At 68.5% G+C, this 21894-nt stretch carries 15 protein-coding genes; 6 read left to right on the plus strand and 9 right to left on the minus strand.

Annotated features, from left to right (window positions below; genetic code table 11):
• Positions 1–35: 35 nt before the first annotated feature.
• The 4 genes from ACM26W_RS05730 to ACM26W_RS05745 are packed head-to-tail and all read left to right on the plus strand — an operon-like array spanning position 36 to position 5453.
• The gene (locus tag ACM26W_RS05730) at positions 36–692 is read left to right on the plus strand and encodes a hypothetical protein (protein WP_416139877.1); all 657 of its coding nucleotides are present in this window, start codon (positions 36–38) and stop codon (positions 690–692) included.
• Positions 689–2137: a complex I subunit 5 family protein gene (locus tag ACM26W_RS05735; RefSeq protein ID WP_416139878.1), complete on the plus strand. Its 1449-nt coding sequence runs from the start codon at positions 689–691 to the stop codon at positions 2135–2137. The genes ACM26W_RS05730 and ACM26W_RS05735 overlap by 4 nt, the downstream gene beginning before the upstream one ends.
• On the plus strand, positions 2134–3639 hold the full coding sequence (locus ACM26W_RS05740) for a complex I subunit 5 family protein (RefSeq protein WP_416139879.1): 1506 nt from the start codon (positions 2134–2136) through the stop codon (positions 3637–3639). Before ACM26W_RS05735 ends, ACM26W_RS05740 begins: the two co-directional genes overlap by 4 nt.
• The gene (locus tag ACM26W_RS05745; RefSeq protein ID WP_416139880.1) at positions 3636–5453 is read left to right on the plus strand and encodes a complex I subunit 5 family protein; all 1818 of its coding nucleotides are present in this window, start codon (positions 3636–3638) and stop codon (positions 5451–5453) included. The genes ACM26W_RS05740 and ACM26W_RS05745 overlap by 4 nt, the downstream gene beginning before the upstream one ends.
• Before the next feature lie 51 nt (positions 5454–5504).
• On the opposite strand, the gene ACM26W_RS05750 is transcribed toward ACM26W_RS05745, so the two are convergent.
• The 7 genes from ACM26W_RS05750 to ACM26W_RS05780 form a co-directional block, all read right to left on the minus strand.
• Positions 5505–6905, minus strand: coding sequence for a PhoH family protein (locus ACM26W_RS05750; RefSeq protein WP_416139881.1), 1401 nt, complete (start codon positions 6903–6905; stop codon positions 5505–5507).
• Positions 6906–7148: 243 nt separating this feature from the next.
• Positions 7149–8174, minus strand: coding sequence for a patatin-like phospholipase family protein (locus ACM26W_RS05755; RefSeq protein ID WP_416139882.1), 1026 nt, complete (start codon positions 8172–8174; stop codon positions 7149–7151).
• Between the two features lie 85 nt (positions 8175–8259).
• Positions 8260–8634: a nitrite reductase small subunit NirD gene (nirD, locus tag ACM26W_RS05760; RefSeq protein WP_416139883.1), complete on the minus strand. Its 375-nt coding sequence runs from the start codon at positions 8632–8634 to the stop codon at positions 8260–8262.
• Between the two features lie 13 nt (positions 8635–8647).
• Positions 8648–11179 carry a nitrite reductase large subunit NirB gene (gene nirB, locus ACM26W_RS05765; protein ID WP_416139884.1) on the minus strand — a complete coding sequence of 844 codons (2532 nt, stop codon included), beginning with the start codon at positions 11177–11179 and terminating at the stop codon, positions 8648–8650.
• On the minus strand, positions 11176–12516 hold the full coding sequence (locus tag ACM26W_RS05770; RefSeq protein WP_416139885.1) for an NAD(P)/FAD-dependent oxidoreductase: 1341 nt from the start codon (positions 12514–12516) through the stop codon (positions 11176–11178). Before ACM26W_RS05770 ends, nirB begins: the two co-directional genes overlap by 4 nt.
• Positions 12517–12787: 271 nt before the next feature.
• Positions 12788–13810, minus strand: coding sequence for a CmpA/NrtA family ABC transporter substrate-binding protein (locus ACM26W_RS05775; protein WP_416139886.1), 1023 nt, complete (start codon positions 13808–13810; stop codon positions 12788–12790).
• Complete coding sequence (locus ACM26W_RS05780; RefSeq protein ID WP_416139887.1) at positions 13807–14400, minus strand: ANTAR domain-containing response regulator; 594 nt, start codon at positions 14398–14400, stop codon at positions 13807–13809. The genes ACM26W_RS05775 and ACM26W_RS05780 overlap by 4 nt, the downstream gene beginning before the upstream one ends.
• 478 nt (positions 14401–14878) lie before the next feature.
• On the opposite strand from ACM26W_RS05780, the gene ACM26W_RS05785 reads away from it, so the two are divergent.
• Positions 14879–17629, plus strand: a complete 2751-nt coding sequence (locus tag ACM26W_RS05785) for a molybdopterin-dependent oxidoreductase (protein ID WP_416139888.1) — start codon at positions 14879–14881, stop codon at positions 17627–17629.
• 126 nt (positions 17630–17755) lie between these two features.
• Here ACM26W_RS05785 and ACM26W_RS05790 read toward each other — a convergent pair whose 3' ends face one another.
• A complete protein-coding gene (locus ACM26W_RS05790; protein ID WP_416139889.1) occupies positions 17756–19108 on the minus strand; it encodes an MFS transporter in 1353 nt (450 codons plus the stop codon).
• Between the two features lie 299 nt (positions 19109–19407).
• Complete coding sequence (locus ACM26W_RS05795) at positions 19408–20127, minus strand: murein L,D-transpeptidase catalytic domain family protein (RefSeq protein WP_416139890.1); 720 nt, start codon at positions 20125–20127, stop codon at positions 19408–19410.
• Between the two features lie 145 nt (positions 20128–20272).
• On the opposite strand from ACM26W_RS05795, the gene ACM26W_RS05800 reads away from it, so the two are divergent.
• Positions 20273–21889 carry a L,D-transpeptidase family protein gene (locus tag ACM26W_RS05800; RefSeq protein WP_416139891.1) on the plus strand — a complete coding sequence of 539 codons (1617 nt, stop codon included), beginning with the start codon at positions 20273–20275 and terminating at the stop codon, positions 21887–21889.
• Positions 21890–21894 lie beyond the last annotated feature (5 nt).

Raw genomic sequence — 21894 nt, forward strand, 5'->3', positions numbered from 1 at the left:
GGCAATCGCGCTGCGACATGGTCAGGATCTGGTTCATGACTTCCATCGCCCTGATTCTACTGGCGCTTCTCTGTCTGCTTGATCCTCATCTGCGCCGCGCCTGCCTATCGTTCATCGTCTTCGCCCTGGTGATGTCGTTCACCTGGTGGCGGCTGGGCACCCCCTGGCTGGCCGGCGCCGAGGCGCTGCTGGGTGCGCTGCTCACCGGTGCCGCCCTGCTGCATGGACTGGGCCGGGCAGGAGACGTGCCGCGCCTGCCGCCGCGGGACGCCACGGTGCGCCGTGGCGGCGACGCGCCGGCGCGCTGGCTCGCTGCCACGGCCTGGCTGACCCTCACCGCCCTGGCGCTGGTAGGGCTGCTCGCTACCGAGCGGCTGACCCTGCATGCAGGCGGGCTTCACGGGGGGGACATAGTGTCCCTGGTACTCTCCGGCCTGCTGGTGATGGCGCTCGGGCTGTGGGCCTTCGCTCACCATCGCCACCTGCTGCGCCGACTGCTGGCGTTCAACGTGCTGGGCTCCGGGGTCTTCCTGCTGCTGGCCGGGCTCGCCGGCCCCGGCCCGGAGGTCCAGGGGCTGATTCTGGTGGGGCTTGCGGTGGCGCTGGTCGGCTCGGTGCTGGGCGTGCTGCTGCTGCGCCGCCTGCATGCCCTGGAGGGCAGCGTGACCCTCGAGCCCGAGGCCGGCCAATGAATTCAGCCGCGAACCTGATGCTGTGGCTGACGTTGATAGCACCCCTGCCGCTGGGTTTGCTGGCCTGGCTGAGACCGCCGCGCCATATGCGCGGGGTGGTGCTGGCCGCCGGGGCGCTGCCGCTGGTGACGCTCTGGCTGCTACCCCATGCGGCTGAGGGTACGCTGCACGGCAGCCTGGCGTTGGGCGGTCTCTCGCTGCACTGGCGGCTTGACGCCCTGGCGGCCCTGCTGTTGCTGCTGACCCAGCTGGTGTTGTTGGCCAGTGCCGCCTACGCCGTGGGGCATCGCCGTGCGGCGCTGCCCGCCGAGGCCTTTCATCAGCGCTTCTGGCCGCTGCTGGGCGGGCTGGCGTTCGCTCTGGGGCTGATCTGGGTGGCCGCCGACCTGTTGCTGCTCTACGCAGGTCTGGAGCTGATGGGCCTGTGCGCGGTGGGCATGATGCTGCTGCCCGGCAAGGCCGAGGCGATCCGCGCCGGGCTGCGCTACCTGCTCTATGCCCTGGTGGGCTCCCTGGCCTGGCTGCTGGGGGTGGCGCTGCTGCTGGGCGCCTGGGGCACCCTGGAGCTGGCCGGCCTGGCGTCGGTGGCCGAGCCCGATGCCACTACCCGCATCGGTATGGCGCTGCTGGCCGGTGGGCTGCTGCTCAAGGCGGCGATCTTCCCGCTGCATGGCTGGCTGGCGCCGGTCCACGCCAGCGCCTGGACCCCGGTCAGCGCCGTGCACGGTGCCCTGGTGGTCAAGGCCTCCTTCTTCATCCTGATCACCCTGTGGCAACTGCTGCTGCCCGACGCCGTGGCGGCGGCCTCGGCGCTGGGGCTGCTGGGTGCGGCGGCGGTGCTGTGGGGCGGGCTCAAGGCGTGGCGGGCCGATTCACTCAAGCAGGTGGTGGCCTGGTCCACGGTGGGCCAGCTCGGTTACCTGATGCTGCTCTTTCCGCTGCTGGCCGGCACCGCGGCGTCGGTGGCCGCCCTGGCCTGGCAGGCCACCTGGCTGCAGCTGGCCGGCCACGCCCTGGCCAAGGCGGCGATGTTCATGGCCGCCGGCAACCTGATGCTCTCCACTGGTGCCAGCCGCCTGGTCGACCTGGCCGGTACCAGCCGCCGGCTGCCGCTGTCGCTGATGACCTTCGGGGTTGCCGCGGTGACCCTGATGGGGCTGCCGCCCAGCGCCGGGTTCACCGCCAAGTGGCTGCTGCTGCAGGCCTCTCTCCAGTCGGGCCAGTGGACCTGGGTCGCGGTGCTGGTGCTCGGCACCCTGCTGACCGCCGCCTATGTGTTCCGGGTGCTGCGCTGCTCCTTCGTGGAGGAGGCGCCGCGCCGTGACTTCCACCCCCTGCCACCTGGCATGGACCTGGTGCCGCTGCTGCTGGCACTGGCTGCCGTGGGCCTGGGCCTGGTGGCGGAGTGGCCGCTGTCGCTGCTGCGCCAGGGAGGGGTGCCATGAGCGCCGCCTTCTTCCCGGTCGCCACCCTGGCCACCTCGCTCGCGGCGGCAGCGATCATCTTCCTGTTGCCGGAGGGCGCCTTTCGGGCCCGCACCGGGATCAACCTGGCTGCCGCGGTGCTCAAGATCGCCCTGGTGGCCTGGATGGTGCGCGGGCTCAGCCAGGGCAAGTCCTACGCCGTGGAGTTTCCGGTGCTGGAGGGGCTGGCCTTCGTGCTGCGCGCCGATCCGCTGGGCATCATGTTTGCCGGGCTCTCCTCGCTGCTGTGGCTGTTCACCACCATCTATGCCATCGGGTATCTGGAGGACTCCCCCAACCGGCGCCGCTTCTTCGGCTTCTTCAGCCTTTGCGTGGCCAGCACCCTGGGCATCAGCCTGGCGGGCAACCTCTTTACCTTTCTGATCTTCTACGAGCTGCTGACGCTTTCCACCTATCCGCTGGTGGCCCATCGGGGCACCCCCAAGGCGCTGGCCGCGGCCACCCTCTATCTGCGCTTCACCCTCACCGCGGGGCTGGTGCTGATGGTCGGCATGGTGGCGCTGCACGCCCTGGCCGGCGATATCCGCTTCGGCCAGCGGGAGATCCTCGCCGAGTTCGGCCCGGAGCAGCGCGGGATGCTGATCGCCATCTTCTGGGTGCTGATCGTCGGGTTCGGGGTCAAGGCGGGGTTGGTGCCACTGCACGGCTGGCTGCCCCGGGCCATGGTGGCACCAGCGCCGGTCAGCGCCCTGCTGCATGCGGTGGCGGTGGTCAAGGCCGGGGCCTTCGGCATCGTGCGCCTGGTCTATGACGTCTACGGCGCCGAACTCAGCCAGGCGCTGGGGTTGCTCACGGGGCTCGCCGTGATCGCCAGCGTCACCATCCTCTATGCCTCGCTGCGCGCCCTGGCCCAGGTGGAACTCAAGCCGCGGCTGGCCTTCTCCACGGTCAGCCAGGTGAGCTACATCGTGCTGGGCATCGGGTTGTTCGGGCCGCTCGGCACCATCGCCGCGCTCTCCCATCTGCTGCATCAGGGCCTGATGAAGGTCACCCTGTTCTTCTGTGCCGGCAACTACGCCGAGGAGCTCGGCATCCACCGCATCGACGAGCTCGACGGGGCGGGGCGGCGCATGCCGCTCACCAGCCTGGCCTTCAGCGTGGGGGCACTGGGCATGATCGGGCTGCCCCCTCTGGTGGGCTTCCTCAGCAAGTGGTATCTGGGCACCGGGGCGGTACAGGCGGACATGCCCTGGGTGATCGCCGTACTGGTCGCCAGCAGCCTGCTCAACGCCGCCTATTTCCTGCCGATCCTCTACCGGTTGTGGTTCTGCCCCGGCCCCGACCATGGCGTGGGAGTGTGGCCCGAGGAGCGCCATCTCGGTCGCTTCGAGACCAGCAACTGGCTGCTGCTGCCGGCGCTGGCCACGGCCCTGTTCAGCGTGATGGCGGGGCTGCTGGCGGGCATGCCCTACAGCCCGCTTGAGTGGGCGACCCGGGTGGCCAACCTGGAGTATCTGCCATGAGCCAGGTGAGCTTCGTGGTGTTGATGATCGCCGCGCTGCTCTGGCCGCTGGTGCTGGTGCTGCGCGAGCCGCTGATGTCGGCGCTGGCCGCGCGTGGCGAGGTGCGTTTCCCCCTAGATACGCTGTGGGCCACGGCGCCGCTACCGGCCCTGGCGCTGGTGCTGCTGGGGGGCGATGGCAGCCTGGCGCTGTCGGCCTGGCTGCTGGGCGGCGTCTGGGTGCTGGACGAGCCGCGCCGGGTGCTGCTGGCATTCACTGCGCTGCTGTGGCTGTTGTCCGGCTGGTACGCCCGGGGCTACCTGGCGGGAGAGCGTGAGCGAGCCAATGCCGGCAACGGCGCGTCGGCGGCGCGGTTGGCGCGCTTCTCCGTGCTCTGGCCGCTGACGCTCTCCGGCAACCTGCTGCTGCTGGTGGCCGAGGACATCGCCAGCTTCTATCTGGGCTTTGCGGTGATGACCTTCGCCGCCTACGGCCTGGTGATCCATTCCGGTACTCGCGATGCCCTGATCGGTGGGCGCGCCTACCTGATCATGGCGGTGCTCGGCGAGGGGCTGATCCTGGCTGGCCTGCTGTGGGGCGCCGGCAGCCTGGGGGCGCTGACCCTGGGCGAGTTTCGCGAGGGGCTCGTCAACCTCGAGCACGGCGCCTGGATCGGGCTGCTGCTGTGGCTCGGCTTCGGGGTCAAGGCCGGCGTGGCGGGTCTGCACCTGTGGCTGCCGCTGGCGCACCCGGTGGCACCTACGCCGGCGAGCGCCGTACTCAGCGGCGCCATGGTCAAGGCCGGGGTGGTGGGTTGGATGGCAACCCTGCCGCTGGGGGAGACCGCTGCGGCGGATGCCTTCACCGGGCTGGGTCGCGCCATGGTGTTCGTTGGTTTGGTGGGTGCCATCGGCGCGGCACTGCTGGGTGTCTGCCAGCGCCACCCCAAGGCGGTGCTGGCCTACTCCAGCATCAGCCAGCTGGGCATGCTCGCGGCGCTGGTAGGAACCGGGCTCTTGGCGCCGGCGCTGTGGCCGGCCCTGGCGCCGGTGGTGGTGCTGTTTGCTGCCCACCATGGCCTGACCAAGGGGGCGCTGTTTCTCGGCGTGGGCATCGGCGAGCACCCGCCGCGGATGCCTGCCTGGGTGCTGGCCCTGCTGCTGATGCTGCCTGCGCTGTCGCTGGCCGGCGTGATGGGCTCGGGGCTTGCGACCAAGTGGGCCTTCAAGGCGGCGCTCTATGAGGGCGGCCACTCGACGCTGGTGACCTGGCTCTCCCTGGCGGCGGTGGGCACCACGCTGCTGATGGCGCGCACCCTGTGGTGCCAGTGGCAGGGCGAGTGGCAGGCGCGTCGGGACGGCCTGGTGCCGCTTGCAGCCCCCATGCCGCTGGCCTGGCTGCTGCTGGTGGTCAGCGCCCTGACGCTGCCGCTGTGGCTGCCGATGCTGGGCATGCGTCCGGCGGTGCCGCCCCCAGCAGAGCTGTTCGGCCTCTGGTGGCCGGCCTTGTTGGGGGCGGCCCTGGCCCTGCTGGTCGGCTGGCTGATGCACCGCTGGCCGCTGTGGAGGGCCTGGCGGCGTCTGCCGGCGGGGGATCTGTGGTGGCCGCTGGCGAGTGGCCTGGGTCGACTGTGGGTGGCCACCTGGCCTTGGCTGATGCGACTGGCCGCGGCGAAGGCGGCCTGGGTGGCCTGGTGGGTCGCCCGGGAGGAGGCAGGAACCGCGGCGCTGGATGCGCTGGGAGAGAGTGAAGCGTGGCTGCGCCGCCACGCTTCGGTGCTGATGATGGCTGTCGCCGTGGGGCTCGCCCTGGTGCTGTTGTTCAGCGCCGCCTGAGGCCCTCGCGGGCCTCCGGTGGAGTGTCGTGGCTCAGCGGGAGGGGGCGTGTCAGAGCAGCTCCTCGCCGGCCAGGGCCAGGCGCGAGCGCTCGACGCTCTTCAGGGTGATGTGGCCGGCGTGGGGCCAGTCGCGGAAGCGCTGCACCAGCGCCGCCATGCCGCAGGTGTTGGCGGTCAGATACGGCGTGTCGATCTGGCCGACGTTGCCCAGGCAGACGATCTTGGTGTTGCGCCCGGCCCGGGTGATCAGCGATTTGAGCTGCTTGGGGGTGAAGTTCTGGGCCTCGTCGATGATCAGGAAGGTGTCATTGAGGGTGCGCCCGCGCATAAAGCCCGGGGCGCGGATCTGCACCCGGGCGCCGAGCAGCTGGCGGGTTGCGCCGCTGTTCCAGCTGGATTCCCCGTCCTCGTTGCGCAGCAGGTTGTCCATGTTGTCGTGGAAGGCGCCCATCCAGGGCGACATCTTCTCCTCCTCGGTGCCGGGCAGGAAACCGATGTCCTCGCTCATGGAGATCGGCGCCCGGGTGAAGACGATACGCTCGAAGCGCTTGGTGTCCAGGGTCTGTTGGAAGGCGGCGGCCAGGGTCATGAAGGTCTTGCCGGTGCCGGCGCTGCCGGCGATGGTGACCAGATCGATGTCGTCATCCATCAGCAGGTTGAGCGCGAAGTTCTGCCGGCAGTCACTGGAGTGCACACCCCAGACGCTGGCGCCGTGGCGGTAGTTGGCGAGCAGCTCGAGGCGGGCGCGCTGGCCGCTCACCTCGCGCACGATGGCCTCGAAGCCGGCATCAATATCGCCATCCGCCACCAGCATGCCCGGGTGCCACTCGGTGGGGATCTCGCCGTCGAGGTGGTAGATCACCCGCTGCGCCTCGCGCTCCACCTTGACGTCGAGTGCCAGGCCGTTCCATAGCTCGCTGCCGGCATCCGGGTAGACCCGCACCCCCTCCAGCATGGCGTCACTGTCGTCGAAGGCGCGGTCGTTGAGGTAGTCCTCCACCGGCACGCCCAGGGCGGCGGCCTTGACCCGCAGGTTGATGTCCTTGGTGATCAGGATCACCGAGGCGTCCGGGCGCTCCTGGCGCAGCCGGCAGGTCTCGGCCAGGATGCGGTTGTCGGGGCTCTCCTCGAGTGGCTCCAGCGGCTTCAGGTCGGTGTAGCAGAGCAGGCGAAGGCGCCCTTCGGGGCCGATCAGGCGCGGGATGGGAATGCCGTCGCGGATCTGCTCGAGACCTACATCGGCGGTGAGATCGGACAGGGTACGGCTGATCTGGCGGGCGGTGCGGGCGATCTCGCGGACGCCGTTCTTGTGCTTGTCCAGCTCCTCGAGCACGGTCATGGGGATGACCACTTCGTGCTCGTCGAACTGGTAGAGGGAGGCGGGGTCGTGCAGCAGGACGTTGGTGTCCAGTACATAGAGGCGGGTGGCCTTCTTGTCGATGCGTACCATCGGCGCAGCTCTCCTGATTGTCGCGAGCGGACGTCGTTTGTGACGTCCCGATGTCGACATTGTCAGCGCGCGATGTCAGGAAGGTGACAGCCGCCGACGGTGTCGTACCGCGATGGTGTTCCTCCTGTGTCGGTGGGCCCTGGTCCGGTGGCGGCCGTGCTTGCCACCGTGTCCTGAGCATGGTACGGCTCGATGTAAGACGGCAAGGCGAGCGCCTCGCGAAGCGTCAACGCAGCCGGCGAGTTATTCCGTATCCCGGTACACGCTCTCCACGTCCAGGGTGGAGCGGCTGCCCAAATCCTCGAAATTCTCGGCCAGCCATCCTTCGGCGGTGCGCCGACCCTCGTCGCGCAGATGGCTGAGGAAGGGCCACTCGGAGTTCATCTTGCTGGAAACCGAGAGCTTGCCCAGGGTCTCGTCCCCGGCGATGCGGTGAAAGAGGGTGCCGGCGTAGCAGCCGATGTCCACGCCGTGGTCGCCGAGCAGGCGCTGCAGCATGGCGATCATGCGCACCTCCTTGATCAGCGAAGCGTTGAAGGTGATCTCGTTGAGGCGGTTCATGATCGCCGCGGCGCTGGTGGGGAGCTCCTCGCGGTAGATGGGGTTGATCTGCACGACCACGATGTCCCGGGAGCCGCAGTGCTCCATCAGCGGCATCAGCGAGGGGTTGCCCATGTAGCCGCCGTCCCAGTAGGCCTCGCCGTCGATCTCCACGGCCTGGAAGACCGTGGGCAGGCAGGCCGAGGCCATCACCGCGTCCACGCTCATCTCCTCGCGAGTGAAAATTCGCTGCTTACCGCTGCGCACGTTGGTGGCGGTGACGAACAACTTGAGGTCAGGGCAGCATCGCACTCGCTCGAAGTCGACCCGCGCGTTGAGGATGTCGCGCAGCGGATTGAGGTTGAAGGGGTTGAACTGGTAGGGGGAGACCAGTCGGCTCATCATGTCCATGGCGATATAGCCCGGCGAGTGGTCGAGGCTCCAGTTGCCGGTGAGCTTGTCCAGCGGGGTGCGCTGGATGGGGCTGGACTTGCCGGCGCGGCTGACCGCTTCCCAGAAGTCGTGCAGCGCCTGGCGGGCGGTGTCGCGGTCACCGCGGGTCAGGGCGTCGGCCATCACCACGCCGTTCATGGCCCCGGCGCTGGTACCGCTGATCCCCTCGATCTCGATGCGGGGATCCTCCAGCAGGCGGTCCATCACGCCCCAGGTGAAGGCACCATGTGAGCCGCCCCCCTGCAGGGCCAGGTCGATCCGTTTGGTCTCGCTCATCGGCTTGCCTCCATGACGGTTCCGTTGTGCTGCATTGCATCACCGACAGCATAGAGATTTCGACCAAGGGCGGCCAGCGCCGGTTTCAGGCTTCGATCCATACCTCCTCGCCCTGGAAGACGGCGCGCCAGGTACGCAGTTGGACATCCTGCTGTTCCAGGCACTGGCCGTCGGCGAGGCGGAAGTGCTGCTTGTAGAGTGGCGAAGCGACCACCGGCTCGCCCTTGATATCGCCGACGATGCCCCTGGCGATGACGTTGGCACCGGAGAAGGGATCGCGGTGGTCGAGGGCATAGAGCTCCTGCGACTGGCCAGGAACGTAGAAGATAGCCACCTGGGTGGGCCCCTCAGCGGTCTCGAGCCAGGCGGCGACACCGGAGTAGGACACCAGGTCGGTGCGGGTGCAGAGGGCTTGCCAGGTCTGTGTCATGGTGTTGGCTGCTGCAGTGGCGATAGTCATGGGAAGGTCTCCTTCAGGCGGGGCGCAGTTGGCCGCGCTCGCTGGTCATGATGATGTCCGGATCGGGGCGGCTGTCGTTGACGAAGCTGCGGAAGCGCTTGAGCTTCTCCGGGTCCTCGATGGCATTGGCCCATTCGCACTGGTAGTTGTCGATCACGGTCTGCATCTGACGCTCCAGCTCCTCGCCTATCCCCAGGCTGTCCTCGAGCACCACGGCCTTGAGGTAGTCCAGGCCGCCTTCCAGGTTCTCGCGCCACACCGAGGTGCGCTGCAGACGGTCGGCGGTCCGGATATAGAACATCAGCACGCGGTCGATGGTCTGGATCAGCTGCGCATCGTCCAGGTCGGTAGCGAACAGCTCGGCGTGGCGCGGGCGCATGCCGCCGTTGCCGCAGACGTAGAGGTTCCAGCCGTTCTCGGTGGCGATCACGCCGATGTCCTTGCTCTGGGCCTCGGCGCATTCCCGGGTACAGCCCGAGACGCCGAACTTGATCTTGTGGGGGGCGCGCAGGCCCTTGTAGCGATGCTCCAGGCGGATCGCCATGCCCACGCTGTCATCCACGCCGTAGCGGCACCAGGTGCTGCCGACGCAGGACTTCACGGTGCGCAGCGACTTGCCGTAGGCGTGGCCGGTCTCGAAACCGGCGTCGATCAGCTCGCCCCAGATATCAGGCAGGTCCTCGAGGCGGGCGCCAAACAGGTCGATGCGCTGGCCGCCGGTGACCTTGGTGTAGAGGCCGTATTTCTGCGCCACCTGGCCCAGCACCACCAGCTTGTCAGGGGTGATCTCGCCGCCGGCGATGCGCGGCACCACCGAGTAGGTACCGTTCTTCTGCATATTGGCCATGAAGGTGTCGTTGGTATCCTGCAGCGGGATATGGGCGGCATCGGTGATCGGCTCGTTGAAACAGGAAGCGAGGATCGAGGCCACCGCCGGCTTGCAGATATCGCAGCCCAGGCCATGGGTTTGTGGAGAGCCGTGTTTTTCCATCAGTTCGCTGAAGGTCTTGATGCCCTCGACACGCACGATGTCGTAGAGCCCCTGGCGGGTATGCGCGAAGTGCTCGCAGATCGACTTGTCGACCTCGACGCCACGGACCTCGAGCTCGTGATCCACCAGGGTCTTGAGCAGCGCCGTGCAGCCGCCGCAGCCGGTGCTGGCACGGGTCTCGCCCTTCACCGCGCCGAGGTCCACGGCGCCGCCGTCGAGGGTAGCGCAGACGTCGCCCTTGGTGACGTTGTGGCAGGAGCAGATCATGGCGGTGTCGGGCAGGGCGTCCGGGCCCAGCGCCGGGGCGGCCCCGGCCTGGGGCAGGATCAGCGCGGCCGGGTCCTCGGGCAGCTCGAGGCGGTTGGCGTAGTACTGCATCAGGGTGTCGTAGACGCTGTTGTCGCCCACCAGCATGGCGCCCACCAGCCGCCTGCCGTCGCTGGAGACCACCAGCTTGCGGTACTGCTGCTTGAGCGGGTCCAGATAGCGGAACATGCGCGCACCGGGGGTGCGGTCGCCGTGGGCGTCGCCGATGGCGCCGACGTCGACGCCGAGCAGCTTGAGCTTGGTGCTCATGTCGGCGCCGCGGAAGGTCTCCGGGGCGCGGTCGAGGCGGTCGGCCATCAGGGTGTCGGCGGCGGCGCGGGCCATCTGGTAGCCGGGCGCCACCAGGCCGAAGATGCTCTGATTCCACAGCGCCACCTCACCCACGGCAAGGATCGCCGGGTCGCTGGTCAGGCAGCGGTCGTCGATCACCACGCCGCCCCGTTCGCCGATCTCCAGGGCGCAGTCCCGAGCCAGCTCGTCCCGCGGGCGGATGCCGGCGGAGAAGACGATCAGGTCGGCCTCGAGCACCTTGCCGTCCTGGAACACCATGCGATGCGCCGCGTCGATGCCGTCCTCGATACGCTGGGTGGCGCGCTCGGTATGCACCTGCACGCCGAGGGTCTCGATCTTCTCGCGCAGCAGGTCACCGCCTTCGCTATCCACCTGCATCGGCATCAGCCGCGGGGCGAACTCGACCACGGCGGTGTCGAGGTTCAGGCCACGCAGGGCGTTGGCCGCCTCCAGGCCGAGCAGCCCGCCGCCCACCACCACGCCGGTGGCGGCATTGTCGGCCGCGGCGCGAATGGCATCGAGGTCGTCCAGGGTTCGATAGACCAGGCAGCCCGCGCGGTCGTTGCCGGGAATCGGCGGCACGAAGGGGAAGGAGCCGGTGGCCAGCACCAGGCGGTCGTAGGGGAGGCGGCCGTCCGGGGTGACCACCTCGCTCGCGTCGCGGTCGATGGCAGTGACCGCCTCATCGAGGCGCAGGGTGATGCCGTGCTCGGCGTAGTAGTCGGCGGTGGAGAGGGCCAGCGACGCGGCGTCGCGACCGCTGAAGTACTCGGAGAGATGGACCCGGTCATAGGCCAGGTGGCGCTCCTCGCCGAACACCGTGATCCGATAGCGCTCGGTGGCGCCGCGCTCGACCAGCTGCTCGACCAGGTGGTGGCCGACCATGCCGTTGCCGATGACAATCAAGTGTTGCTTGGGGGATGCGGGGGTGTTCATGCGGCCTCCTCGACGGGGCGTTCCAGATGAGCGGAGTCGGTGGCGCGGTCGGCGTCCTCGGCGGCTGCGTCGAGCAGCGCCTGGACATCGGCCGGGCCGAAGAGCAGGGCCTGGCGGCAGGCGCTGAGGTCGCTGCCGGCCAGGGCGTGTTCGAAGGCCCAGGGGCCGAGGCGGGTGTCGCCGTAGAGCACGGCGCCCTCGAGGCGGCCATCGCGCAGCAGCAGGCGACGGTAGTCGCCGTGCTCGGGGTCGTGGTAGCTCAGCACGTCGTGCTCCGGGGCGGGATCAATGGGACCGAAGGCGAAGAGCGATACGCCACTCACCTTGAGCTTGGTGGCGCTGGGCAGCTCCACGTAGCCGCTGACCGCTTCACCGGCGAGGTGGGCGGCGAGTACCTCGACCTGGCGCCAGATTGGCTCGACCAGGCCGTAGGTGTGGTGCTCGAACTGGCAGCACTCGCCGAGGGCGTGAATCGACGGGTCGCTGGTGGTGAGGGCGGCGTCGACCCGGATGGCGCGGTCGCTGTCGAGCCCGGCGTCGCGTCCCAGTTCGGCGTTGGGGGTGATGCCCGCGGCCACCACCACGCAGTCGGCGGGCAGGCGGCGACCATCCTCGAGGCACACGGCGGCGACCTGGCCGTGGCCGTCGTCCTCGAGGGCGGCGAGGTGGGCGCCGGTGATGACGTCCAGCCCGCGCTCGGCCAGTTCGTTTTCGAGCAGGCTGGCGGCGGTGGCATCGAGCTGACGGTTCATCAGGTGTGCATCGCGCTGCAGCACGCTGACCCGCATGCCGCGTTTGCGCAGTCCTTCGGCGGCTTCGATACCCAGCAGGCCGCCGCCGATGACCACGGCGTTGCCGCCGCGTTCGGCGCAGCTCGTGAGTGCGGCGGCATCGTCCAGGTCGCGGAAGCCGTGCACGCCGTTGAGATCGATGCCGGGCACCGGCGGCCGCGCCGGGCGCGAGCCGGTGGCCAGCACCAGGCGGTCGTAGGCCAGGCTGCGACCGCTCGCGGTGATCACCCGGCGCGCCTGGCGCTCGATGCGCTCGACGCGATCATCGAGAATCAGCTCGACACCCTGCTCGGCGTACCAGTCGGCGTCGCGCAGGGTCAGGGCGGCGTGGTCCAGCTCGCCGGCCAGCAGGGGCGAGAGCAGGATGCGGTTGTAGGCCGGTACCCGCTCGGCACCGATCACGGTGATGCACGAGGGGGGTGTGGGCTGTGCCAGCAGCGCCTCGACCAGCCGCTGGCCGGCCATGCCGTTGCCGATGATCAGCACCCGGTCCTGGGGCGTGGGGGCGGAGGTCGTGGTGGCGCGGAGCGCGGAAGATAGTGTCATGTCGGTCGACTCCTCGATGACGTGCCGGGAAGCAAGCGGCCAAAAAAAAACGCCCTGGCGTCCTGCTGGGCAGGACGCCAAGACGTCGTTGTCTGGTGGTGACGGTCGCCATTGACCGTCGGGCGACCGCGTTGCCGCCGAAATGGGTATCAACCTGAGTGAAGCAAGCTGCTTGCCAACTGGGGTGAATATCAACTTTTTATTTGTTTTTCAGTTGGCTGGATAGGTCGTTCAGAGGAGAGGCCGGCCCCGGGGTGGGGCCGGTTGCACGTCAGTGGTGCAGGGCGCGATCGAAATGCACGGGGCTGTAACACTCGCGTAGGGTGGCGAGGTCGAGGCGCTGTCCCCGGTCGCGCAGTGGCTGGTCGAGCCGTTCGGCGAGCCCCTCGGCGAACGCCGGATCGGGACGCAGCACGTCACGGCCGCAGAGACGCTGCTGCAGCGGGGGAGCATCGAGGGGCAGGGTCTCGAGATGCTCCACCGAGCGGTCGAGGTAGGGCGGTAGGGCCAGCCAGTCGCGCGCCTGCCGGCGGTGGGCCGGCGATTCGGCCAGCCAGTCGCTGGCCGCCACCAGCGCGCGTATCAGCCTGGCCAGGGTCGCCGGATAGTGCCGCGCCCAGGAGCGGGTCACCCCGAGCACCTTCTCCGGCTGTTCCGGCCACAGCTGGGCGCCGCTGGCGACGATACGGCCGACCTGGCGGTGCTCGGCGAGACTGCCCCAGGGTTCGCCGACACAGAAGCCGTCGATCCTGCCCTGCTGCAGGGCGTCGACCATGCGCGGCGGTGGCAAGGCCTCCAGCTCGACGGCCCGCTCGGGATCGATGCCGCCCAGGCTCAGCCAGTGGCGCAGCTGATAGTGCTGGCAGGAGTGGGGGTAGACCATCGCCAGGCGCGGCGCCCGGCTGGCGCCCGGCAGGTAGCCGGCCAAGGCCCTGGCGCTGGTGGCCGGGTCATCGCCCAGCCGTGCCGTGCAGGCATCGGCCAGCTCCCGGGAGAGCACGATGGCGTTGCCGTTTCGACTCAGGGTGATCGGTGCCAGGGTGTCGCAGGGCGCGCGGTCCAGCCCGAGACTCATGGCCAGGGGCATGGGCGCCAGCATATGGGCGCCGTCGAGCAGCCCGGCGGCGACCTTGTCGCGCAGCGTCGACCAGGCGTTCTGGCGCGACAGCGTCACCTCCAGGCCCTGGTCGGCGAACAGGCCGCGCTCGCGGGCGACCACCAGCAGGACGCAATCGAGCAGCGGGATAAAACCCAGCTGCAGGCGCGGCAGCTCGGCCGGAGGCAGCGAGTTCATAGGCCCTTCTCCAGACGTTCGAGGATGTCGATGACGCTCGTGGCGACCTCGGCGATGCGCTGACCACGGTCCATGGCCAGCTTGCGCAGCATTTGGTAGGCCTGCTCCTCGTCACAGCTCTGGTGGCGCATCAGCAGCCCCTTGGCGCGCTCGATGCGCTTGCGTCCGGTGAGTTGGGTACGGGTGCGATCCAGCTCCTGGCGCATCGCCTGAAACGCCTCGAAGCGGGCGATGGCGACCTCGATGATCGGCTTGACCCGCCCCTGGACCAGGCCGTCGACCACATAGGCGCTGACGCCGGCCTTGAGCGCCGACTGCATGGTGTCGGGGTCGTGCTGGTCGGCGAAGAACACCACCGGGCGCGGGTTCTCGCGATTGAGTTGGGCCATGCTGTCGAGGGTGTCGCGGTCCGGCGATTCCATGTCGATGATCACCACATCTGGCTGATGCCGCGCCACCATGTCATTGAGGCTGGCGGGACTCCTGAGGTGGCAGATCACCCGGTGGCCCTCTCGGGTGAGGGCTTCCTCGACCATGGCGGCGCGCACCTCTTCATCATCGACCAGTAGAACATCAAGCGCTGGGGGCATGGTGTGGGCTCGTCTAGCAGTGGTTGAGGCGCAGGTATCCTGGCCCTGCAATTTTCGTTCCATCGCGGGGCGGGTGAGGGGCCCATGCACCGCCGTTGGGCGCGTGGCGCCGCGAAGGAGGGCGCATCGATCGACGCCCTGCCGCCTGCTGCACTGCATCATGCTGGTGCAAGGCGCTGGCCGAGCGCAATGCCGTGGTGCGGCGGAGGCCACCCGTGGAGTCCCGATGCGAGGCAGGCGCGATGCCGCGACCCCCGAGCGGCTCGCCCGCAGGGCCGGATCAGATCGAACTGGCATGGCCCTTGCTTGGTTCAGTACCAGAGAATAGTCAGCACCACAGCATAGACAATCTGCCGAGGACCAACGCCGGTCCTTCGACGACGATGACGTCCCCTGTCGACATCCCGTGATGCCGACAGTGGGCGTCTTTGCGTTGTGGGCCCTCTCGCAGCGGGCGGCGGAGAAACGAGGAGTCACCATGTATCAGGCCAAAGATTCTGCGCCGATGAGCCGTCAGGCGAAGACCACCTGCCCCTACTGTGGGGTGGGGTGTGGGGTGACCGCGACGCTCGAGAAGGGGACCCTGAGCGCCGTGGAGGGCGATCGTCAGCACCCTGCCAACTACGGCCGCCTGTGCGTCAAGGGCTCGGCGCTCCACGAGACCCTGGGGCAGCAGGGCCGCCTGGTCCGGCCGCGGGTGGATGGCGTCGAGGTCGACTGGGAGACGGCACTGAACGCGGTGGCCGAGCGTCTGACCGCGACCCGGCGTGAGCAGGGCGACGAATCGGTGGCGGCCTACCTCTCCGGTCAGCTGCTGACCGAGGACTATTACGTCGCCAACAAGCTGTTCAAGGGGTTTCTCGGTACGCCACACCTGGATACCAACTCACGGCTGTGCATGGCCTCGGCGGTGGCCGGCTACAAGCGCGCCTTCGGCGCCGATGCGGTGCCGTGCTGCTACGAGGATCTCGAAGAGGCCGAGCTGGTGGTGCTGGTGGGCTCCAACCTGGCCTGGAACCATCCGGTGCTCTACCAGCGCCTCAAGGTGGCCAAGACCCGTAACCCGCTGATGCGCGTGGTGGTGATCGACCCCAGGGTCACCGACAGCTGTGAAATCGCCGACCTCTATCTGGGCCTCGAGCCCGGCAGCGACGCGCGCCTGTTCAATGGCCTGCTGAACTGGATGGCCGACCGGGGAAAGCTCGATTCCGTCTACCTGGCGCGCCATACCCAGGGGCTGGAAGAGACCCTGGCCGCGGCCCGGGAAGAGGATGGCTCGGTGGCGGCCGTGGCCGCCGACTGCGATCTGGACCCGGAGCGCCTGGAGACCTTCTACTACTGGTTCGCCACGCAGTTGCACGTGGTCACGCTCTACTCCCAGGGCGTCAACCAGTCCTCCAGCGGCACCGACAAGTGCAATGCCATCATCAACTGCCACCTGGCCGGCGGCAAGCTGGGCCTGCCCGGCGCCGGGCCGTTTTCCATCACCGGCCAGCCCAATGCCATGGGCGGGCGCGAGGTGGGTGGGCTGGCCAACCAGCTGGCGGCCCATATGGACTATCACACCCCAGGTGCCATCGACCGGGTCACCCGCTTCTGGGCCACCGAGACCTTGACGCCGACGTTACCGAGCGGCCCCGGCCATAAGGCCGTTGAGCTCTTCACCGCGATAGAGCGCGGCGAGGTCCAGGCGCTCTGGGTGATGGCCACCAACCCGGCGGTGAGCCTGCCGGATGCGGCCCGAGTGCGCGCGGCGCTGGCCCAGTGCCCGCTGGTGATCGTCTCCGAGTGCGTCACCGACACCGACCTGCTCGACTACGCCGATATCGTGCTGCCGGCCTCGAGCTGGTCGGAGAAGGACGGCACCGTGACCAACTCCGAGCGCTGCATCTCGCGCCAGCGCGGCTTGCTGCCGCCGCCGGGCGAGGCGCGCCACGACTGGTGGATCATCTGCGAGGTCGCCAGGCGGCTGGGCTATGGCGAGGCCTTCGCCTATGCCCACCCCGGCGAGATCTTCGATGAGCATGCCCGGCTCTCCGGCTTCGAGAACGCCGCCGCCAGCGCCGGGGCGGGCAAGCGACTGTTCGATATCTCCGGCCTGGCCGGACTCGACCGGGATGCCTACGATGCGCTTGCGCCGATCCAGTGGCCGGTCACCGGCCAGGCGCCCCGGGGCACCGCGCGCCTGTTCGAGGATGGCCGCTTCGCCACCGACGACGGCCTGGCCCGGCTGGTGCCGGTCAGGCCGCGGGCTCCCGAGCAGCGTCTCAGTGCGTCGCGTCCGCTGCGCCTCAATACCGGGCGCATTCGCGACCAGTGGCACACCATGACCCGCACCGCCCGGGCCCCGCGGCTGATGAATCACCGCGCCGAGCCGTTCATCGAGGTACATCCCGACGATGCCGTGGAATACGGCGTCACCGACCAGCGCCTGGCGGTGCTCACCGGCGAGGCCGGTGAGTATCGCGCCCGGGTGCGCGTGGCCAATGCCCAGCGGCGCGGCGAGCTGTTCGTGCCCATGCACTGGAGCGACCGCTTCACCCGGCAGGCCCGCAGCGGGGCCTTGATCACCGGCTATACAGACCCTCTCTCCGGCCAGCCCGAGTCCAAGCATGGGGCCGTGGCACTGGCCCCCCTGGCCACCACCTGGGAGGCCACGCTGCTGGTCATCGACGGGCTCACCGACGCCACGCCCTGGTGCGAGAGCGACTACTGGGCGCGCATTCCCATGCGGGGGTGCCAGCGCTGGCAGCTGGCCGGTGTGCAGGCCGAGTGCGACTGGCTCGAGCGCCTGGCGGCCTGGCTGCCCGAGGCGGCGACGCTGTGGTGCGAGGATGCCGGCGATGGACGACTGCGTGCCGCGGCGGTGACGAACGGGCAGCTGCGCTGGTGGGCGATGGTCGGTCCCCCCACCGAGCTGCCCGGCCTGGCCTGGCTCGAGCAGCGCTTCAGCGAGGCCGAGCTGAGCGCTCAGCATCGCAGCCGGCTGCTGGCCGGCTGTGACGATGGCGCCGCCGATACCGGCCCCACGGTGTGCAGCTGCCATCAGGTGGGCCAGAAGGCGATTGTTTCCGCCATTCGCGAGGGCGATACCAGCGTCGAGGCGCTGGGTGCGCGGCTCGCCTGCGGCACCCAGTGCGGTAGCTGTATTCCGGAACTCAAATCCCTGATCGAAGAGGAGCGGGCCCATACGCGCGCCAAGCCGACCCCTGATACGCAAGTGGCCTGATGGGCTGGTCCGCCTCAGCCAGAGCGTGACGCGCTATCTTTCCAGGCTAATCGAGAGACTCTACACGGGAGCGCCCCGCCATCGGGTGCCGATGGCGGGGCGCGGTTCTGGGGCTCAGATCTAGTGTCAGCGCAGTGACAGGGCGCCGGCGCCGGTGTCTTCGCCCACGGCATCCTGGTAGGCCTTGGCCTCCTCGGCTTCGGTCTCCGGGGAGAAGCGGACCAGCAGGGCGCAGGAGGCCAGCACCAGCACGGTCAGGCCCAGGTAGAAGAGCCCCTGCTGGTAGGTGATCGCCTCGGAGCGGAACAGGAAGGCCGCGGCCACCGCGCCCACGTTGCCGCCGGCACCGACGATCCCGGCCACGGCGCCCAGCGCCTTCTTGTTGATGAAGGGCACCACGCCATAGGTCGCGCCCTCGGCCATCTGCACGAAGAGGCTGAAGACCAGCATGATGCCGATGGCATAGGAGAGCACGTGCATCTGCGAGAAGGCGACCAGAGCGATCCCCTCGCACACCAGGGCGATGAACAGCCAGCGCACGCGGCCCTTCAGGCCCCCCTGCCGGGCGAAGAGGTCGGAGAAGATGCCGCCCATGGTACGGGCAAAGATATTCATCAGGCCGAACAGGCCGGCAATCAGTCCCGCGGTGGCAAGGGTCAGGTCGAAGTGGTCGAAGAAGTAGATGGCGGCGATGTTGTTGATGGTCAGCTCGACGCCGAAGCAGATGGCATAGACCACGAACAGGGCCCAGACGCGGATATCCTTGGCGGCTGCCAGGAACGTCTGGCCGGCACCACTATCGCCGTTGGCCTGGGGAAGCTCGCCCCGGCCGCGCAGGTCCTCGAAGTTGCCGTTGGGCGCATCCTGGGTAAAGCGGTAATAGCAGATGCCGGTAATGAACAGCACGATGCCGGGCACTACCATGGCCAGGCGCCAGCCAAGCGTCTCGCTGACGCCGAGCATCAGCAGGCCGGAGAAGATCAGCGGCATCAGGATCTGGGTGGTGCCGCCACCCAGGTTGCCCCAGCCGGCGCTGGTGGCGTTGGCGGTGCCCACCACGTTGGGGGCAAACATCATGGTGGTGTGGTACTGGGTGATCACGAAGGAGGCGCCGATGGCACCGATGGCCAGGCGTGCCAGCAGGAAGGTCTCGAAACTGTTGGCGAAGCCGATACTCATCACCGGAATCGAGCCCAGGATCAGCAGACCCGAGTAGGCCTTGCGTGGCCCGATGCGGTCGCAGAGCACGCCGATCAGCAGGCGCACGATCACGGTGATGGCCACCGAGGCGATGATGGTGTTGCCGATCTGGGTCTGGGTGAGGGAGAGATCTTCACGGACCACCGCCATCAGGGGGGCGATGCCGAACCAGCCGAAGAAGCAGATATGGAAGGCGAACCAGGAGAAGTGGAACGCACGCATCTGGGGGGTGGTGAAGTCCAGCAGGCGGATCCTGTTGGCCTTGTTGAGAATGTCCATGGCGGTACCTCGCGGATCAGTTAGTCGCGTTAGCAAACGAGCCCTTCGACGTTGAAGGTCAGGTTCGACGCACTCGTGCTCCACGGAGCCTGGTCCACGTCCACCAAGTCTTGACCTGTGTTAAGCAAGTGATTTGCCACTTACAGGTTTTTAAAGTCTTTTCATTGGCTTGGTAGCAAAAAAGAGGGCCGCCTTCGCCAGGCGGCCCTCGTCCAGTGGGATCATGGGTATTCTGATGGTGCAGTGCGGCACGGACGTGCCCGATCCTGGTGCCTGCTGCGGGGAACGCAGCGCTGCCCTCAGCGCATGGCCAGCTGGCCGCCGTCTCGGTCGCAGGCCAGGTAGGCGGAGCCCTCGAGCCACTCCTGATCCGGGTAGTAGACGAACAGGTACTGCTCTTCCTTGATGCTGTCGATCAGCGGGTAGGTGACGTCCTGACGCACCGCCGGGCAGCCGTGGCTGCGGCCCAGGCGGCCGGTCTGCTCGATGAAGCTGTCGCTCACGTAGTCGGCGCCGTGGATGACGATGGCGCGCTGATAGGCCAGGTCGTTGATGCCGGTTTCCAATCCTTCCAGACGAAGCGAGTAGCCGTTGCGCCCGTAGTAGGTGTTCATGGTCTTGAACAGGCCCAGGCTCGACTGGTAGCTCTCCGGGACATTCGAGAAGGTGGTGGCCATGGCGTCGCCGGAGCCGCGGCCGTGGGAGACCAACTCCTCGAACAGCAGCTCGTCGCGGTTGAGGTCGAAGACCCACAGGCGCGGCTCGGTGGAGGGCAGCGAGTAGTCGATGACCGCCAGTCGCTCGGCGTCCGGATCGGCACAGGCCAGGGCATTGGCGGCCAGCGCCATGACCTGAGGGTCGGCCTCCGGGGCCAGGCGGTTGAGTCGCTGGTCCAGGGTCTGGCCGTGGAGGACGCCAGGATGCAGGGCCTGGGCGAGGAAGGTATCGGCGAGAGCCTGACCGGAAGCGAGCAGCGCGCAGCCGGCGAGCAGGGGGAGCGGAAGCAGTGATCGGGTCATGAAGACGGTACCTTGAGTGTCGGTGACTGGCGAGAAGCCAAGCAAGGTGACGCGGGGCCTGCTTCCCTGTGGCCCCGCACCTGGGATTATTATGGAGAGAGCCAGGGAAAGCCAATTTAGCCTTCAACGATAAAAGGAGCCGAACATGCGGTCATTTGTCGCCATCCTCGCCATTGTGGCGCTGATGGCATCCGTCTCGGCCAGCGCTGAGGCGCTGCGTGAAGCCCAGCAGGACAACCTGGAGGCGGAAATCGCCCGCTTGGTGGCCGAGGGGGAGGGCGAGCTGCGCGGCTTCTACGCGGCCCGCGATCACCGCCCGGCCTGGGCGGAACGCCAGCAGGTGGCGGCCTTTGCCGAAGCCCTGGAGACCCTGGAAAGCGATGGCCTTGACCCGCAGGACTACCGGGCGGACCGCCTGATCGCCGAGCATCGTCGACTCCAGGAGGCGAATGCCACGCCGACCGAGCAGGCACGCTTCGATCTGCAGACCTCGACGCTGCTGCTGGCCGCCCTGCGTCACCTGCAGCGCGGGCGCCTTGACCCGCGCCGGGTCGATCCCCAGTGGGAGGTCCCGGTGGAGCCGGCACGGTTCGATCTCGACACCATGTCCCGTGCCGTGGACGGCCAGCGTTTCGAACAGGCCTTCGGCGAGGCACGCCCCGCCTATGCCCCCTACGAGCGGCTGCGTAGCGGCCTGGCCCGCTACCGCAACATCGAACGGGTGGGAGGCTGGCCGATGTTTCCCGAGCAGCCGCAGGTGCTGCGGCCAGGGGACGTGGATAATGCGGTCGCTCGGCTTCGTGAGCGGCTGGCCATGGAAGGCGAGCTCGAGGTGATGGCCGCCGATCCTGGCGCCTTCCCGCGCGCCGAGCTCGAGACCCCGGACCCACGGCACTTCGATGCGCCTCTGGAGGCAGCGGTGAGGCGCTTCCAGCGTCGCCACCTGCTGGAGGCGGATGGCATCGTCGGCCCCCAGACCCGCGAGGCCCTGAACGTACCGGTGACGGCGCGCATCGATCAGATCCGCGTCAACCTGGAGCGTGCCCGCTGGCTGCTGCACGGACTGCCGGAGGCCTTCGTGCTGGTGGATATCGCCGGCTACCGGCTCAGCTACTTTCGCCCCGGCGGCGAGATCTGGCGTTCGCGGATCGTGGTGGGTCAGCCCTATCGGCGCACGCCGTCGCTGCGCTCCGAGATCACCCATATGACCGTCAACCCCACCTGGACGGTGCCCCCCACCATCCTGCGCGAGGACGTGCTGCCGGCGATCCGCCGCGACCTGGGTTACCTGCAGCGCCAGAACATGCGGGTACTCAGCCCCTCGGGGCAGCGTCTCGACCCGCGACAGGTCGACTGGTGGAACCCGGGCAACGTGATGATCCGCCAGGATCCCGGCCCTCAGAATGCCCTGGGACAGGTGGTGATCCGTTTCCCCAACGACCACCTGGTCTACCTGCACGACACCCCGGCCCAGGGGCTCTTCGCCAGGGAGCAGCGCGCCTTCAGCTCCGGCTGCATCCGCGTTCAGGGGGTGCTGGAATTCGCCCAGCTGCTGATCGACGACACCGGATCGGACCAGAACGTGCGGGCCCTGACCGCCAGTGGCCAGACCCGCAACGTGCCGCTGGCCAGCCGCATGCCGGTGATCCTGCACTACTGGACGGTGCATCCGGGCGAGGATGGCCAGCTGGTGTTCCGCCCGGATATCTACGAGCGCGACGGCGACCTGCTGCGGGCGCTCAACCGGCCGCTGGTTTTGTAGGAGCC

Source organism: Halomonas sp. HK25 (assembly GCF_047795635.1).
In the GTDB taxonomy this organism is placed as follows: Bacteria; Pseudomonadota; Gammaproteobacteria; order Pseudomonadales; family Halomonadaceae; genus Halomonas.

Bases quoted from the DNA above. Each gene is read 5' to 3' on its own strand.
- ACM26W_RS05730 (WP_416139877.1), top strand. From the start codon at position 36: ATGACTTCCATCGCCCTGATTCTACTGGCGCTTCTCTGTCTGCTTGAT.
- ACM26W_RS05735 (WP_416139878.1), top strand. From the start codon at position 689: ATGAATTCAGCCGCGAACCTGATGCTGTGGCTGACGTTGATAGCACCC.
- ACM26W_RS05740 (WP_416139879.1), top strand. From the start codon at position 2,134: ATGAGCGCCGCCTTCTTCCCGGTCGCCACCCTGGCCACCTCGCTCGCG.
- ACM26W_RS05745 (WP_416139880.1), top strand. From the start codon at position 3,636: ATGAGCCAGGTGAGCTTCGTGGTGTTGATGATCGCCGCGCTGCTCTGG.
- ACM26W_RS05750 (WP_416139881.1), bottom strand. From the start codon at position 6,905: ATGGTACGCATCGACAAGAAGGCCACCCGCCTCTATGTACTGGACACC.
- ACM26W_RS05755 (WP_416139882.1), bottom strand. From the start codon at position 8,174: ATGAGCGAGACCAAACGGATCGACCTGGCCCTGCAGGGGGGCGGCTCA.
- nirD (WP_416139883.1), bottom strand. From the start codon at position 8,634: ATGACTATCGCCACTGCAGCAGCCAACACCATGACACAGACCTGGCAA.
- nirB (WP_416139884.1), bottom strand. From the start codon at position 11,179: ATGAACACCCCCGCATCCCCCAAGCAACACTTGATTGTCATCGGCAAC.
- ACM26W_RS05770 (WP_416139885.1), bottom strand. From the start codon at position 12,516: ATGACACTATCTTCCGCGCTCCGCGCCACCACGACCTCCGCCCCCACG.
- ACM26W_RS05775 (WP_416139886.1), bottom strand. From the start codon at position 13,810: ATGAACTCGCTGCCTCCGGCCGAGCTGCCGCGCCTGCAGCTGGGTTTT.
- ACM26W_RS05780 (WP_416139887.1), bottom strand. From the start codon at position 14,400: ATGCCCCCAGCGCTTGATGTTCTACTGGTCGATGATGAAGAGGTGCGC.
- ACM26W_RS05785 (WP_416139888.1), top strand. From the start codon at position 14,879: ATGTATCAGGCCAAAGATTCTGCGCCGATGAGCCGTCAGGCGAAGACC.
- ACM26W_RS05790 (WP_416139889.1), bottom strand. From the start codon at position 19,108: ATGGACATTCTCAACAAGGCCAACAGGATCCGCCTGCTGGACTTCACC.
- ACM26W_RS05795 (WP_416139890.1), bottom strand. From the start codon at position 20,127: ATGACCCGATCACTGCTTCCGCTCCCCCTGCTCGCCGGCTGCGCGCTG.
- ACM26W_RS05800 (WP_416139891.1), top strand. From the start codon at position 20,273: ATGCGGTCATTTGTCGCCATCCTCGCCATTGTGGCGCTGATGGCATCC.